At 29.2% G+C, this 17,189-nt stretch carries 8 protein-coding genes; 2 read left to right on the top strand and 6 right to left on the bottom strand.

The window, feature by feature from the left end; genetic code table 11:
- Positions 1 to 717 precede the first annotated feature (717 nt).
- Positions 718 to 879, top strand: a complete 162-nt coding sequence (locus ACYUE0_RS14970; RefSeq protein ID WP_460271284.1) for a hypothetical protein — start codon at positions 718 to 720, stop codon at positions 877 to 879.
- A gap of 237 nt (positions 880 to 1,116) precedes the next feature.
- Here ACYUE0_RS14970 and ACYUE0_RS14965 read toward each other — a convergent pair whose 3' ends face one another.
- The 6 genes from ACYUE0_RS14965 to ACYUE0_RS14940 form a co-directional block, all read right to left on the bottom strand.
- Positions 1,117 to 1,269, bottom strand: coding sequence for a hypothetical protein (locus ACYUE0_RS14965; RefSeq protein WP_460271282.1), 153 nt, complete (start codon positions 1,267 to 1,269; stop codon positions 1,117 to 1,119).
- Between the two features lie 409 nt (positions 1,270 to 1,678).
- Complete coding sequence (locus tag ACYUE0_RS14960; protein WP_460271280.1) at positions 1,679 to 1,942, bottom strand: hypothetical protein; 264 nt, start codon at positions 1,940 to 1,942, stop codon at positions 1,679 to 1,681.
- Between the two features lie 166 nt (positions 1,943 to 2,108).
- A complete protein-coding gene (locus tag ACYUE0_RS14955) occupies positions 2,109 to 5,516 on the bottom strand; it encodes a cell wall-binding repeat-containing protein (protein WP_460271278.1) in 3,408 nt (1,135 codons plus the stop codon).
- Positions 5,517 to 7,098: 1,582 nt separating this feature from the next.
- Positions 7,099 to 10,566 carry a cell wall-binding repeat-containing protein gene (locus tag ACYUE0_RS14950; RefSeq protein ID WP_460271276.1) on the bottom strand — a complete coding sequence of 1,156 codons (3,468 nt, stop codon included), beginning with the start codon at positions 10,564 to 10,566 and terminating at the stop codon, positions 7,099 to 7,101.
- A 2,692-nt stretch (positions 10,567 to 13,258) separates the two neighbouring features.
- Positions 13,259 to 14,293 carry a hypothetical protein gene (locus ACYUE0_RS14945; RefSeq protein WP_460271274.1) on the bottom strand — a complete coding sequence of 345 codons (1,035 nt, stop codon included), beginning with the start codon at positions 14,291 to 14,293 and terminating at the stop codon, positions 13,259 to 13,261.
- A 376-nt stretch (positions 14,294 to 14,669) separates the two neighbouring features.
- Positions 14,670 to 15,527, bottom strand: coding sequence for a formate/nitrite transporter family protein (locus ACYUE0_RS14940; protein ID WP_460271272.1), 858 nt, complete (start codon positions 15,525 to 15,527; stop codon positions 14,670 to 14,672).
- Between the two features lie 586 nt (positions 15,528 to 16,113).
- Here ACYUE0_RS14940 and ACYUE0_RS14935 point away from each other — a divergent pair.
- A complete protein-coding gene (locus tag ACYUE0_RS14935; RefSeq protein WP_460271269.1) occupies positions 16,114 to 16,782 on the top strand; it encodes a sigma-70 family RNA polymerase sigma factor in 669 nt (222 codons plus the stop codon).
- The last annotated feature ends 407 nt before the right edge of the window (positions 16,783 to 17,189 follow it).

Genomic DNA, 17,189 nt, shown 5'->3' with positions numbered 1-17,189 from the left:
CTTTATTAAAATATTTAAAATTTTGCAAACATTTCATTTCTCTATTTTTTAACTATGAAATTAAAAAATTAAACAGAAATATCACATTATTAATTGAAACTTAATAAATCCCCTAAACAAAATACATAGTATGCCAATGTGAATAAAAATGTTACACATTTTCAATTAAAAGTTAAGAGTTAATAATTAATAGTTGTGGTTATTACTACTCACTTTGCTCCTAGTAATGCTAAACGTACCTTTAAATCTACAAAAATAAAACTTCTAAATAAGTAATTATCCAAGGTTTTTATTCCATCACAAGAGGGACAGGTTCATTTTTGGATATTTTCTTCGTTTAACTGTAGATTCCAAAATTGCTGTATTCCCATAACAAAATAAGCAAAGAACCAGTACCTGACAGGTACGCTGCTTTGCAGCTCAAGTACTGGTTCTTTGTTCGGTAATTTATTTTTATCTATCCTCTTTATTGAGTACTAGGGTTTTTTATGGTGGCACAATTAAATGAACCTGTCCTCCTTGTTACGGCTGTATATTTTGAAAATATTATATATTTTCAGTTAAGAGTTAAGAGTGAAAAGTTAAAAGTTGTGGTTATTACTACTCACTTCGTTCCTAGTAATTCTCAACGTATTTTTGAATCTAGTTTTACTAACAAAATCTAAGTAAGCAATAAATTATGGTCTTAGCTCCATCACAAGAGGGACAGACGCGTAATTGGCTACTTTACTATTCTTTGGTATAGATGCTTTTGTTGATTTTAGTTTTTTTCCAATACTACTCAAAGTCGGTCCCCATTATTCAGTTTTAGCAACACCTCTAAATAATCAATTTCTTACAGTATTAGCTCCATCACAAGTGGGACAGGTTCATTTGTAGCTACTTTCTTCGTTTAAACTCTAGATTCCACAATTACTATATTCCCATAATAAAACAAGCAAAGAACCAGTACCTAACAGGTACGCTGCTTTGCAGCTCAAGTACTGGTTCTTTGCTCGGTAATTTATTTTTATCTAGCCTGTTTTATTGAGTACTAAAGTTTTTTATGGTGGTACAACTAAATGAACCTGTCCTTCTTGTTACGGCTGTAAACTTTGAATATAGCTTTTGTTTGTTTTATTTCTCAAACTCAGATTTTGCTTCCTTAAATTCAAAAGAAACTGGTAATCCAGTTTCCTCCATCATTGTCAATTGTCCTTTGTCCATTGTCAATTTCCAAAGAACTACCTCAACTAACCAATCACGTCCTCCAAGTTCTACCTCCATCACAAGAGGGACAGACGCGTAGTTGGCTACTTTGCTATTCTTTGGGCTAGATACTTTTGTTGATTTTAGTTTCTCTCCAATAGTACTCGAAGTCGGTCCCCATCACCAATTTTAGCAATACACCTAAACAATCAAATCCTTACAGTATTAGCTCCATCACAAGTGGGACAGGTTCATTTATAGATATTTTCTTCGTTTAAACTCTAGATTCCACAATTGCTGTATTCCCATAACAAGATAAGCAAAGAACCAGTACCTGACAGGTACGCTGCTTTGCAGCTCAAGTACTGGTTCTTTATTTGGTAATTTATTTTATCTAGCCTTTTTATTGAGTACTAAAGTTTTTATGGTGGTACAACTAAATTAACCTATCCTTCTTGTTACGGCTGTAAAACTGGATTTTAGCTTTTGTTTAGTTTAATCTCTCGAACCTAGAATTTACTCCTTCTAATTCAAAAGAAACTGGTAATCCAGTTTCCTCCATTATTGTCAATTGTCCTTTGTTCATTGTCAATTTCCAAAGAACTACCTCAACTAAGTAAGCGATTATACCAAGTTCTACCTCCATCACAAATGGGACAGGCACGGTAAGTTTATTTTCTTCGCTAACATCTGATACTCTCCTAGTTTTATATTTTTCAACTAATAAATCAAAGCCAGTCCCCAACAATTCCAAAGAAAGCGGTTGCCACTTTCCTCCTAAATTCTTAATTCATAATTCTTAATCCTTAATTTTTTTATTTTATTTCCACAATAAAATAAGTAAAGAACCAGTACCTGATATGTAATCAAGTACTGGTTCTTGCGTTTTAATATTATTTAGTTTATTTGAATTAGTTACTTTAGTTTTTATCGGTTATGGTAACTTTTAGTTTAGCTTGTTTGCTTGTGTTTTTTATTGTTCCAGTTAGTGTGTTTTCTCCACTTAATAGTTCATCTATTGTTTTATCCCATGCTACATCCATTTTTCCAATGGTTCCATCATTGTATGTTACTTCTACTTCTGATGGCAGTTTTATTTCTGCTTTTTTACCTGTTATGTTTTCTGGGTTAGTTATAGATTCTATTGCTTTTTTTATTACTTTTGCTTCTACTGTGAAGTTTTTCAATTCATTGTCGTTGTTATCTGTTATTTTTCCAACTTGTTTTATCACAACTTTATCTATGTTAGTTTCTTCTTGTTGTGAGTTAACATCTAAAGTTAGTGTGATTTTTCCATTTTCATCACAGTTAGCTTCTTTTACTTTATAACCTTCTACTTCAAATGCAAATTCATTTACACCTTTTACAGTTTCTGATAATGCGAATTCTACTTTTTCTAGTTTACCTTCTTCATTTTTTATAGCTTTTGCTGTATCTTTTTCATACTGTGGTACAACTTTATCTATTACTGCTACTTTTTTATAATCATCAAAACCTTTGTTTGTTCCAAGTTCAGTTACAGCTGCCCCGTCTTCAAATTTAATTTCTATGTTTCCAGATGGGTTAGTTGTAAAGTTATCGTTGTTATCCACTTTAGCAAATGTTAAGGTTAGTTTTGTTTTTCCATCATCATTTTTAGTTATATCATAGCTTGCTATATTTAAATCTTTATTATCATCTTTTCTAACCTTTATTTTAGAAACGTCTTTTATAGTTGATTCTGTAACTATTTCTATTTTATTTCTATCTATTACATTAGTTTTGTCTTCTATAGTTACCGCATCTTGTTTTATTGTATCTATTGTTACTGTTTCACCTATTGGTGCAGTGTTTCCAGCTAAATCTTGAACTGGTCCTACTCTTAGTGGCTCTAATGAGTTTAACTGTTTTTCTTCTGGTAATGTTATTTTTATTTTAGAGTTATCCTTTGACATAAGCTCTATTTTTGCATTTTCTATGGTGTTTAAGTTAACCCATTTATTTGCTATTTGTACTTCATACAATGATTTATCGAGTATTGAACCATAGCCACTAGTTTTCATAGTTTCACTATATTCTACTATCATTTTGTTTTGGTTTTCTCCACCAAGTATAACTTTATTAATTATTGCTGGAGTTTTATCTGGAGCTGATATTTTAAAGGTACATTCTGAAAGTTCATTTTCATTTACAGTGGTATCTGTAATCTTGTTACCTTTTATTAATAGAGTGTAATCTCCTTCGATTTTTCCAACAGTTAAAGTTGCTTTACACTGAGTATCATCATATGATGCATCTAATATATTTATTTTTTCGCCTTTAGAGTTTTTTAACTCATAGGCATTTTTATCATTAGCACCTTTTACATCTTTACTAAAGGTAATATGTATTTTATCAGTATCTTTATATTCAACTTCCCATACTTTTGGAGCTGTAGTATCATTTTCAACTTCAAACTCTATTTCTCCAGATGATAATTTATTACCCCATAAGTCTTCTATTTTAGTTTCATTATCATATTGGTATTTAATAATAATTTTATGTTTTCCTGGTGTTATTATTTTATTAAATTTAATGTCTATTACATCTGTTACACCTTCTGCTGTTTCTATTTCACCAGTAAAGTCATTAGCTTCATTTACATAGTCTAAATAGTATTTAACATTAGGATCTGTAAAGTTTTTAATCTTTTTATTGAATTTTACTTTCGCAGTATACATATTTGCTTTAGCTTCACTGATTATTACTGGTGAAGTATCTTTTTTCACTGTTAGCTGTTTTTCCATAGTATCGGATTTTAATCCTACAAAGTCTACAAAAGATCCTTCCCCTATTTCTAGGTTATAAACTCCATCTTCTAAGTCTACTCCTGTACTTATAGTTACAGTACAATCTTCGTAGTTGAACTTTTTATTAGCTACTGTGTATATGTTACTACCTTTCTTTATTTCTATATCAAATTTAGAACCTTCTTTAACTGGTTCGTTAAATATAACATCAAACTGTCTTGGCCCTACTTGTTTAATTTCTTTTATTATTGGTACTTCTGTATCTAATAATTTTTCTGTAGCCTCAAATTTAGGAAATCTTTCAGATTTATCTTCTGTTAATACGTTTTGTACCTTTATATCAACATTTTGTTGATTCTTATAATATTTTTTCTCATCTAAAGTTAAGATAACTGTTTTTTTATCTTCTTTAACTTTTGCTGATTTTATTGTTAATTCTCCATCTTCACTACCTTTTAATGTATATCTATCTATTGCTTCTGCTGAATCTTTATCTACATTCTTATTAAATTTTAGTTGAACTTGTCCACCATTTAAAACCTTTGCAGATAATATCTTAGCTTCTTCTATATCATTAATTTCTAAAGCTTTTATTATATCTTCAACAGCATTTTGATTAATTCCATTTCCTACTTCTATTAATTTTTCAGCTGCTCTTTCCTTTAAATAAACTTCTTGTCCATTATCTAACTCAGAACCAACTAACATTACAGGGGCTTCCTCTTTACCTGCTAATGGACCTGCTGCTAATGCATCAACTAATGAACTAGTGTGATTTTCACTTCCTACACCGTCTTTAGCAACATATATCTTTTCTAATTCACTTTGGTTATAAAATTTTTCTAATACTTCTGCATTAGTTTCATTTCTATTTAATCCTGCTATTCTTTCACCGTCTATTTGATTTTTTAAGTTTTCAGAAATAACAGTTTCTCCACCGATTATATATTTTGTTGAAGCTTTATCTATAAATTCTTTTCCTGCTTCTATAGTTTGTCCATCAGTTAAAATTATAGCCATGTTTTCTTTTGCTGCTGGTGCTGCTACTGATAGTGCATCTGCTAAACCATTTATTCCATTAACAACAGCAACGGTTTGAATGTTGCCCATATTCTTTGCAACTTCCTCAGCTGTAGTATATCTATCAGTTCCTGATATTCTTTTAACTGTTTTTCCCATAGCATTTAATTCTTTTACTACGTTTTCAGAAACTACTGTAGTTCCTCCAACGATTATTACATTCTTAGCATTTAATTTTTTTACTTGGTCAGCTGTAGCCTTTGTTAAACTTCCTGTTTCCGTTAATAATATTGGAGCATTTTTCATTTTAGCAAGGGGTGTTGCTGCTAATGCGTCAGCTATAGCTGTGTAATTAACTAAAACGACAGTATCAGCACTCCCAAATTTTTCACTAATTTGAACTGCTGTCTCAAATCTATCTATTCCTGCTAATTTTTCTCTTACAATTTTATTTGATTCAAGTGCAAATACGTTAGCATTTATACTTGTTAAGCTAGCACCTATTAAAAATGTTGAGATAACTCTTGAACTTTTTTTCACTAGGCTCACTTCCTTTTCTACTATTCTATATAATGCTCTTGGCATTATATAGAACATAGGGCTAGAGTCTTCACATTTATTCGTTAACACAATATCCTAGAATTTAATTCTCCCTAAACCTGATTTATCTAGCTATGTTCTATATTGATACCTAGAAATTATGTTAGCTAAATTTGAAATTATGAAACTTACTTATTTTTTTATTCCAAAGTTTTAATATTTAGAATATTATTTTGCGTATTGGATTAGTTATAAAATTTTACTTTTATAACTAAATTTTATAGCTAACCATTCCTATATTTTGTATTTTCACAGATTTTTTTTTCATTGTCAACGATTTTTCGTATTATTTTTGATTTAATTTTAATTTAATTATTATTTTCTTCAAATTATTCCTTTTTGTATTATTATTCGACAATATATTTGTTTTTGCAAGTCATTATTCGACATATTTCTTATTTCTATTAATTGAAGAAAATCTATTGAAGTTCAAAGAAATTGAAGTTCAGTTTCAACCATCATTTTTAATTTCTAAGAAGACATCTAAAAACCTAAGCAAGTGATTATCCAAAACTTTTACGCCATCACAAGAGGGACTTTTTCAGTTAAGAGTTAAAAGTTAATAATTAATAGTTGTGGTTATTACTACTCGCTATGCTCCTAGTAATACTAAACGTACTTTTTTAGGACCGGCTTTGATTAATTTGGGTTTTATTGATAACCTTTCGATTTCACTGAAAAAATAACTTATGGAAAATTCACTTTGGTACGCCTGTCCTTCTTGTTACGGCTGTAAACCCTAAATCTAGCTTTGTTTAATTTAATATCATAACCTTAGAATTTAATCCCTATAGTTCAAAGAAACTGGCACTCCAGTTTCCTCCTTAACTATTAATTCTTAACTCTTAACTATTTTAGGGGACTGGCTAACTTTTTTTATTTATGATAACTAAATTATAAGAGCTACTATTTATTTTATGGAGTTATATTAGTCGTGCCTGTCCCATTTGTTACGGTTGTAAACTTTGAATATAACTTTGTTTAATTTAATATCACAAAATTAGAATTTACTCCTTTAAATTCAAAAGAAACTGGTAGCCCAGTTTCAACCAACATTGTCAAATGTCAATTGTCCATTGTCAATTTCTTTAGACCTCTACCTCAATTAAGTATTCAATCGTTCAAAGTTCTACCTCCATCACAAATGGGACAGGCACGATAAATTTATTTTCTCCGCTAACACTTGATACTCTCACAATTTTATACTTCTATCTAAAACATCAAAGCCAGTCCCGAACAATTCAAAAGAAACTGGCAGTCCAGTTTCATCCTGAACTCTTAACTATTAACTCTTAACTTTTAACTAACTAAACTCCAGTTTCACCTTCAATTTTTAACTATTAACTAATCAACCTCTAATTTATTTCATAATTATTTCTAAAATAAAGAAGCCCCAATGATTTTTAATCATTGGGTTTCTTTTTTATTTATTATATTTAATAACTACCCTTTAGGGAGTAAAACCTAATAGGATATTGTGTTAACTTTAATTATGATAAATTTATGGTAAGTTTATAGGTTTTTATGCTAAAGTCACTGTGATTGTTCCTGTAACTGTTCCTACTGTAGCTGTTACTGTTACTGTTCCAGCTATAGCTGTATTATCTACAGTTAATTCTCCTGTTGATGGATTAATTGTTACTCCAGTAGCTGAAGTTACTGACCACACTACATTTTGTCCAGTCATTGCTGCTCCATTTTGATCTTTTACTGTAGCAATATATGTTTCTGATACATTATCTGCTCCTGGAATTGTTATGTTACTTTGTCCAGCAACTTCTACTGTAGTTACTACTGCTTCTTCAGTTTTTGCTTCAACTTTTGCTTCTGCTGTAAATCCTTTTATTTCATTATCATTAGCATCAGTTATCTTAGCAACTTGCTTAACAACAACTTTATCTAAATTAGTTGCTTCTTCTTGTGATTTAGTGTCTAAAGTTAATATAACTTTTCCATTTTCATCACATGCAGCTTCTTTTACTTTGAATCCTTCTACTTCAAAAGAGAATTCATTTACGCCTTTTAATTTTTCAGAGAATGATAATTCTACTGTTTCTAATTTTCCTTCAGCATTTTTAATAGCTTTTGCAGAATCTTTTACATACTCTGGAGATATTTTATCAACTAAAGCTAATGCTTTAAAGTCATCAAATCCTTTGCTTGTTCCAAGCTCTGTAATAGCTGCTCCGTCCTCAAATTTAACTTTTATGTTTCCTGATGGATTAGTTGTAAAGTTATCATTATTATCAACTTTAGTAAATGTTAAAGTTAATTTTGTTTTTCCTTCATCAGTTTTAGATACATCATAGCTTGCTATATTTAATTGTATATCGTCATCTTTTGTAACTTTTATTTTAGAAACATCTTTTATAGTTGCTTCTGTGATTATTTCTAATTTATTTTTATCTACTACATTAGCTTCATCTTCTATAGTTACTGCATCTTTTTCCACAGCTTCTATTGTTACTGTTTCACCTATTGGTGCAGTGTTTCCAGCTAAGTCTTGAACTGGTCCTACTCTTACTGGTGTTGTAGCATCTAATTGTTTTTCTTCTGGTAATGTTACTTTAACTTTAGATGAATCTGAACTTATTAATTCGATTTTAGCATCATCTATTGTATTTAAGTTAATCCACTGTCCTCCAACTTTAACTTCATATAATGACTTATCAAGTATTGAACCTGATCCACTAATTTTCATAGCTTCACTATATTCTATAGTCATTTTATTTTGATTTTCTCCACCGATTACAGCTTTTTTAATTGTTGCTGGAGTTTTATCTGGAGCTACTATTTCAAATGAAGCTTCTGCTAATTTATTTTCATTTATTGTTGTATCTGTGATTTTGTCACCTTTTACTACTAAGTTGTGAACTCCTTCAATTTTTCCAACTGTTAAAGTTGCCTTGTATGCACTTGCATCATACTTAACATTTGATATAGCTATTTTTTCACCTTTAGAGTTTTTAAGTTCATAAGCACTTGTATCGTCTGCACCTTTAACATTTTTACTAAAGTCAACTTCTATTTTATTACTATCTTTATATTCAACTTTTGATACTGTTGGTGCTGTAGTATCATTTTCAACTTCAAATGCTATTTCTCCAGATGCTAATTTATTTCCCCATAAGTCTTCTATTTTAACTTCATTTTCATCTGCATATTTTACAATAACTTTATGTTTTCCTGGAGTTATTAATTTATTAAATTTAACATCTATTTTATCAGTTGTTCCTTCTGCTGTTTGAACCTGTCCAACAAATTCATTAGCTTCATTTACATAGTCTAAGTAATATTTTACATTAGCATTTGTAAAGTTTTTAACTTTTTTATTGAAGTTTATAGTTGCTACGTTTCCAATTGAAGTTGCTTCACTCATAACTACTTCAGAAGTATCTTTTTTAACTGTTAATTCTTTTTCCATAGCATCTGATTTTAGTCCTACAAAATCTACGAAGGATCCCTCACCTACTTGTAAATTATAAGCTCCATCTGCTAAGTCTACTCCTGTATTTATTGTTACAGTGTTTTCAGCATAATTAAATTCTTTATTTGCTACTGTGTATACATTGTTTCCTTGTTTTATTTGTATATCAAATTTAGAACCTTCTTTAACTGGCTCATTAAATACTAAATCAAATTGTCTTGGTCCTACTTGTTTAACTTCCTTTATTACTGGTACTTCTGTATCAAGTAGTCTTTCTGTTGTTTCAAATTTAGGGAACTTTTCTACTTTATCAGCAGCTAAAATATTTTCAACTTTTATATCAATATTTTGTTGATTTTTATAAGTTTTACCTTCATCTAAAGTAAGTATAACAGCTTTTCCATCATTTTTAACTTTAGCTGATTTAACTACTAGATTTCCGTCTTCACTGCCTTTCAAAGTATATTTGTCTATTGTTTCAGCTGAATCTTTATCCACATTTTTATTAAAGTTTACTTGAACTTGTCCAGCATTTATAATTTTTGCAGATACTATTTTTGCTTCTTCTTCTACATCTTTAACTTCTAGAGCTTTTATTATAGCCTGTACTGAGTTTTGATTTATTCCATTACCTACTTCTACTAATGTTTGAGCTGTTCTTAATTTTAAGTATGCTTCTTGACTTTTAGCTAATTCAGAACCAACTAACATTACAGGTGCTGCTTCTTTACCTGCTAATGGGCCTGCTGCTAGTGCATCAACTAATGAACTAGTGTGATTTGCACTTCCTACACCGTCTTTAGCAACATATACTTTATCTAACTCAGTTTCACTATAAAACTTATTTAAAACTTCTGCATTAGTGTCGTTTCTATTGTCTCCTGCTATTCTTTCTGCACCAATTTTATTAACTAGTTCATCTGAAAGAACAGTTTGTCCACCTACAGCATATTTTGTTTTTGCTTTGTCTACAATTTCTTTTCCTTCTTCTACATTTTGTCCATTAGATAAAATTATAGCCATATCCTCTTTTGCTGCTGGTGCTGCTATTGATAGTGCATCAGCTAAACCATTTATTCCATTAACAACAGCAACTTTTTCAACATCACCCATATTTTTAGCAACTTCTACTGCTGTAGTATATCTATCTTCTCCTGCTATTCTTTCAACTGTTTTTCCTGATTCTTTTAATTGCTTTTCTACATTTTCTGAAACTGCTGTAGTTCCTCCAATGATTATTATATTTTTAGCTTTTAATTTTTCTATTTGGTCAGCTGTAGCTTTTGTTAAACTTCCTGCTTCTGTTAACAATATTGGAGCATTTTTCATTTTAGCAAGTGGTGTTGCTGCTAATGCATCAGCTATTCCAGTGTAGTTAACTAAAACTACTGTTTCTGCCTCTCCAAATTTCTCACTAACTTGAACTGCTGTCTCAAATCTAGTCTCTCCAGCTAATTTTTCTTGAATTACTTTGTTTGATTCAACTGCGAATACTCCTGTGCTTGCAGATGCAACTGTAGCACCAAGTAATAAAGTTGAAACTACTCTTGAACATTTTTTCATTCTCTTTACTCCCCTTTTCTGTTATTTTATATAATATTCTTGGCATTACATAGAATATAGCCTTATGATTTTTCATGTTGAATAATCTTTACAACAATATCCTAGAATTTTAAATTTTTAACACAATATATAGTTATACTCTAATAGTTATGCCTAAGAATTAATTAACCATACCATAGTCTAGTGGAAATTTTATAATATTTATAATTCTTTTTTTATAATATTTAGAATCTTTTTGTATGAATATTTATTTATAAAAATTTATATTTATACGTAAATTTATCTATTTTTTTGTATATTTTGTATTTTTGCAGATTATGCGTCTATTGTCAATGATGTTTACAGAATATTTTTAATTTAATTATTGTTTTTTAATTATTTTTTAATATTTTAATATATTTCGACAATTTACTCGTTTTTGCAAGACACCATTCGACATATTTCTTATTTCTATTAATTGAAGAAAATCTATTAAACTTTAAAGAAATTGAAGTTCAATTTCAACAGTCATTTTTAATTTTTAACTATTTAAGGGACTGGCTAACTTTTTTTATTTATGGTAATTAAATTTTAAGAGCTACTCTTTATCTTATGGGTATATACCTTTCGTGCCTGTCCCATTTGTTACGGTTGTAAACTTTAAATATAACTTTGTTTAATTTAATACCATAACCTTAGAATTTACTCCCTTAAATTCAAAAGAAACTGGTAATCCAGTTTCCTCCATCATTGTCAAATGTCAATTGTCCATTGTCAATTTTTCCAAACTCTCTACCTCACCTAAGCAAGCAATCACTCAAAGTTCTGCCTCCATCACAAGAGGGACTTTGTCAGTTAAGAGTTGTTGGACTATTTAGTTAAAAATTAATAGTGAATAGTTGTGGTTATTACTATTCGCTTTGCTCCTAGTAATTCTCAACGTATCTTTGAATCTATAAAAACAAAACTCCTAAGTATACAATCACCCAAAGTTCTGCCTCCATCACAAGAGGGACAGACGCGTAATTGGCTACTTTGCTATACTTTGGGATAGATTCTTTTGTTGATTTTAGTTTTTCTACAATACTGCTCGAAGTCGGTCCCGAACATCTACGCAGCAAAGCTGCTATTTTAGGACCATTTGGGTTTTATTGATAACCTTTCGATTTCACTGAAAAAATAACTTATGGAAAATATACTTTGGTACGCCTGTCCTTCTTGTTACGGCTGTAAATTTTGAATATAGTTTTAGTTTGTTTTATATCTTTAACTCAGATTTTACTCTCTTAAATTCAAAAGAAACTGGCAGTCCAGTTTCAGCCAACATTGTCAAATGTCAATTGTCAAATGTCCATTCCTAAATAAATTGTCCTTTGTCCATTGTCAATTTTTCCAAACTCTCTACCTCACCTAAGCAAGCAATCACTCAAAGTTCTGCCTCCATCACAAGAGGGACAGACACGTAATTGGCTACTTTGCTATACTTTGGGATAGATGCTTTTGTTGATTTCAACTCTTCTCCAATACTGCTCGAAGTCGGTCCCCATTATTCAGTTTTAGCAACACACATAAACAAGCAATATCTCTAAGTTTTTATTCCATAACAAGTGGGGACAGGTTCATTTGTGGCTATTTTCTTCGCTTAACTATAGATTCCACAAATACTCTATTCCCATAATAAGATAAGTAAAGAACCAGTACCCCTATTTGGGTTTTAGTAAAATTTTCAAACAAGCAATTGCCCCTAGTGTTGGCTCCATCACAAATGTGACTTTTTTAGTTAAAAGTTAATAGTGAATAGTTAACAGTTATGGTTATTACTATTCGCTTTGCTCCTAGTAATGCTAAACTTATCTTTAAAATCTAGTTTTACTAACAAAATCTAAGTAAGCAATAAATTATAGCCTTAGCTCCATAACAAATGGGACAGGCACGATAAATTTATTTTCTTCGCTAACACTTGATACTCTCACAATTTTATACTTCTATCTAAAACATCAAAGCCAGTCCCGAATATCTACGCAGCAAAGCTACTTTATTTCAAAGAAACTGGTAGTCCAGTTTCAACCTGAACTTTTAACTATTAATTCTTAACTGTTAACTATCTCAGGGACTGGCTAACTTTTTTTATTTATGGTAATTAAATTTTAAGAGCTACTCTTTATCTTATGGGTATATACCTTTCGTGCCTGTCCCATTTGTTACGGTTGTAAACTTTGAATATAACTTTGTTTAATTTAATATCACAAAATTAGAATTTACTCCCTTAAATTCAAAAGAAACTGGTAATACAGTTTCCTCCATCATTATCAAATGTCAATTGTCCATTGTCAATTTTTTAAATTGTTTATTATGGATTTCTAAAAATCCACTTAAAACTATCCACATGTTATTTAATAACTTTTCAATCAATTTGTATTTTTTGAAATTTTATCCCCAATTTGCTTTTGTTTTATGTGTCTTTTGTTGATAATTCGGAAAATTGTTTTATTTTTGTGGATTATTTTGAAAACATAAAATTTATGTTTAATGTAAATAGTTTTATCTAAAAACTTAAACAAGCAATTACTCCTAGTGTTACCTCCATCACAAATGGGACTTTTCTAGTTAAAAGTTAACAGTTAACAGTTTTTGTTTCAAATAAAAAAACTGGCTAACGCCAGTTTTTATAAAGATAATTTTCAAATTATCTTTTATCTTCTTTTATTTTATTTTAGAAAAATTTTATATTATATATTTGTAATTCTTCTAAATCTAAGTAATCAGCCACAAATTCCTTTGGAAATTGTTTTGCTAAAATTTCTTTAAATTTTGCTAGTCGTTCTTCTTTTGGTTTTTCTGTATTTAGTTCTGGTTTTTTTAGATCTGTTTCAGTGAACAGGTCATTTTCTACTTTATAAGTCACATCATGGTTTGATAAATATAACTGATTGTTATCTAACATTAATGAACCTACTATAATTTGTGGTACTGTAGTTGATTTTATGTTAGATAATTTATATTCTTTATCAAAATCAGCTAAGTAAATAGTATCTGTTACTTCCCCTGTTGTTATATCAAATTTAAATGTTTTAAATGCAAGTTTAGAAAAATCTTCTGAAAGAACTGTTTCTTGTATTTGCTCATCTGCATTCTCTAATTCATAAACAAGTTTATCATTTATGTATATATATGATTTAGTACCTTCTGTATCTTTAACTTCTTTAGTATATAACAGTTTATCTCCATCATTATATGTGTTTAGCGAGTTTCCTTTTACAAAATTCACTTCTTTTTTCGTATTTATATCATAAACGCCATAAGCAAGTACTGACGGATTTATATGTGATTTTATCAATATTCTTTCATCATTTATCCACTTTATGTCAGTTATGATTTTAAATTCTTCATTGTTTATTGGCATTTTTTCTATTTTTCCATTTTTTAAGTTCTCTACAACAATTTCTGGCTGTTTATTGGAAGTATCGTCTGTTTTAATTTGATAAACAATTTTTTCATTATTGGGGCTTACTGATAATAATTCTTTAAGCGTACCACTTTCACCTAATTCTTTTATCTCTTGTTTCTTTTCATCATAATAGTAAATCTTATTTTGCCTTTCAAATACTGCTTTTAAGTGCTTTTTATCGGAAAGGCTTACATTTGCACTATTACACCCAACTAAAAGCAATGTTATCATCACTATTAATAGCAATGTAACTTTTGAAAATATTCTTTTTCTAAGTCCTTTTCCAATATTCATTCTCACTTCCAACCCCCGAACAAACGATTTTAAAAATACCCTATTTAATTAAAGATTAATATCTTTATATGTAATTATGTTAGGCATATGAAAACTTATTCATACTATATGTAAATTACCAAATTACGAGAATAACCTAGATAATTATACTCCTTTAGTATTGTACATTCAATAAAGAAAAAAACATTTTTTACAATTTTTTTAAGGAAATTTATGTTAGTATTTTTTGAACTTTTTTACATATATTCTTCTTTGAATTTTTTTACATTTTTATATCTATATTCCCATTATATTAATTATAATTCATATACATATCAGTATTGTTACAAAATAGATACAGAACTAAAAAAATTTAAAGAAAAAACTGGCTAATGCCAGTTTTTTATGCTACTTTATTTTCTTTTATTATTTCTTTATTTTTTTCAGATTTCTTATATATGAACCAATACGTTAATCCTATCAAAACAGATCCACCAATTATGTTTCCTATTGTTACTGGTATTAAGTTATGAATTATTCCCATTACATTTAAGTTTGCTAACTTTTCAGCTGTTTGATGTGATGCTTCTACATATACTGGGTTTCCCTTTGCTAGTAAACCTATTGTTAAGTAGTACATATTAGCAACACAGTGTTCAAACCCTGATATTATAAATACAAATATAGGAATGAACCCCATTAACACTTTTCCTGAAATATCTTTTGCTGTATAAGAGCCCCAAACTGCTAAGCAAACTATTATGTTACAAAGTATTCCACTAAATAAAGCTTGGCTCACTGTAAGATTAACTTTACCTGTTGCAACCTTTATTGCATATCCTCCAACTGCCCCTGAATTAAAATCTAATAGTCCTGCTCCATAAACAAGCAATGCTATTAATACTGTACCTATAAAGTTACCTATAAAAACTATAAGTAGATTTTTAGCCATGTCTTTTATTGATATTCTTTTCTGAGCCACTGCAACTGATAATAAACAATTTCCTGTAAATAATTCCGCACCACAAATTAAAACTAGTAATAATCCAACTGGGAAAACTAATCCTGCTACAGTCTTTTGTAACCCAAAATTAGTAACGCTATGTGAAGCTACTGCTGAACCAAAAGCACCTAGTGCTATATAAGCACCTGCTAAAATTCCTAAGAATAAAGTTTGTATTGATTTGTTCTTAGCTTTTTTCACCCCTACCTCTTCAACGTATTCTGTTACTTCCAATGGCGATAACATATTTTTACTCATTTCTTTGCCCCCTTTTTAAATACATTTTTATCCATTTGTTTGTATTTTATTTTAAGTTTTGCAACTTTTTTAATATTTTATTTATATTGTTCAAAATTTATTTATCATTAATTCATAAGTATTGTTTTACATTATTTTCTTAATCTTATTATTTAGTCATATTCAATGTTTTCACGACAAAAAACATTATATTTTAGCAGCTATATAAAAGTCAACTGTATAAATGCTATAAGTTTACATTATTATTCCATTTATTCAATTTTAATCTATTTGTTGATGTAGTTTTTATTTTTATAATTAATATTTTATAGAATTACAATTTATTTTAAGTTTGATTTATTTTTATGTAATATTTTTAAAATAAGTATATTTTCAAACTGAACTTTTTATTTTTCTTTAATTGTTCTTTATAATTGTGTAATAATTTTCATTTACACTTTTTTAATTAATTATTTATTAAGTATTAGATTATGTTGTGATAAGGTGTACATAAAGAAACACAATAAAGGTTTATTTGACAACAACTTTTATAATGTTTCTAATTTATTAGTTAGTCAACTAAAATAATTCTTGGAGGTATTTCGTTATGACTAAAAATGATAAAGATTTACTAACTAAGGAGGTGTTTAGGGAAGCAGCTAATGAAAACAATGGTTCTTCAAACTATCACAAAAGCATAGATATGTTAAAAAATAAGGAATTATTGGACAATCTATTAGAATCTGCTCAACAAGGTGATGAAAAAGCAAAAGAAACACTAATATTAGGATTTAAACCTTATATTGTAACTTTAGCTAAAGGTGTTTTTATAAGAGGTTATGAACTTGAGGATTTAATCATGGTTGGGTATGAAAGTGTGCTTAAATGTATTGAGTTTTTTACTCCATGTCAAGGGGCTTTCCTAAACTATACTATGAGAGCTATTAAACTAAATTTTAATGCCCTAATAAAAAAGGAAGCTGAAAATAATTCTGTAAGCAGTTTATCTTCTCCAATTGGTGAAGGTGTAACTTTAGTTGATACTGTTATTGATTCTTTTGATTTAGAAGATAATTTTTTAAATAAATGTAGAGGTAAACAGCTTGTCGATTTGATAAATGATTTACCTAAAGATGATAGGGATTTAATATACTATTGTTATGTAACAGAGCAAGCAACAATAAAAGACCTTGCTAAAATTAAAGGAGTTAACTATAGAACATTACTTAGAAGGAAAGATAGGATTTTTAGAAGATTGTCACATTTATTGATGTAAAAGTTTATTAACGTTGGTAATACTGGACTTTAATAGTTAAGAGTTAATAGTTGTGGGACTTTGTCAGTTAGGAGTTAACAGTGAATAGTTAATAGTTGTGGTTATTATTAGTCACTTCGTTCCTAATAATTCTCAACGTATTTTTGAATATAGTTTTCCTAAAAAATCTAAGTAAGCAATATCTCTAAGTTTTCACACCATAACAAGTGGGACAGGTTCATTTGTGGCTATTTTCTTCGTTTAAACTATAGATTCCACAATTGCTGTATTCCCATAACAAGTTAAGCAAAGAACCAGTACCCCTATTTGGATTTTGGTAAAATTTTAAAACAAGCAATTGCACCTAGTGTTAGTACCCCTATTTGGATTTTGGTAAAATTTTAAAACAAGCAATTGCACCTAGTGTT

The sequence above is a fragment of the Clostridium sp. CTA-19 genome, from assembly GCF_054767855.1.
The sequence above is the reverse complement of the archived record's forward strand: the minus strand, read 5'-3'. Positions and strand labels throughout refer to the sequence as shown.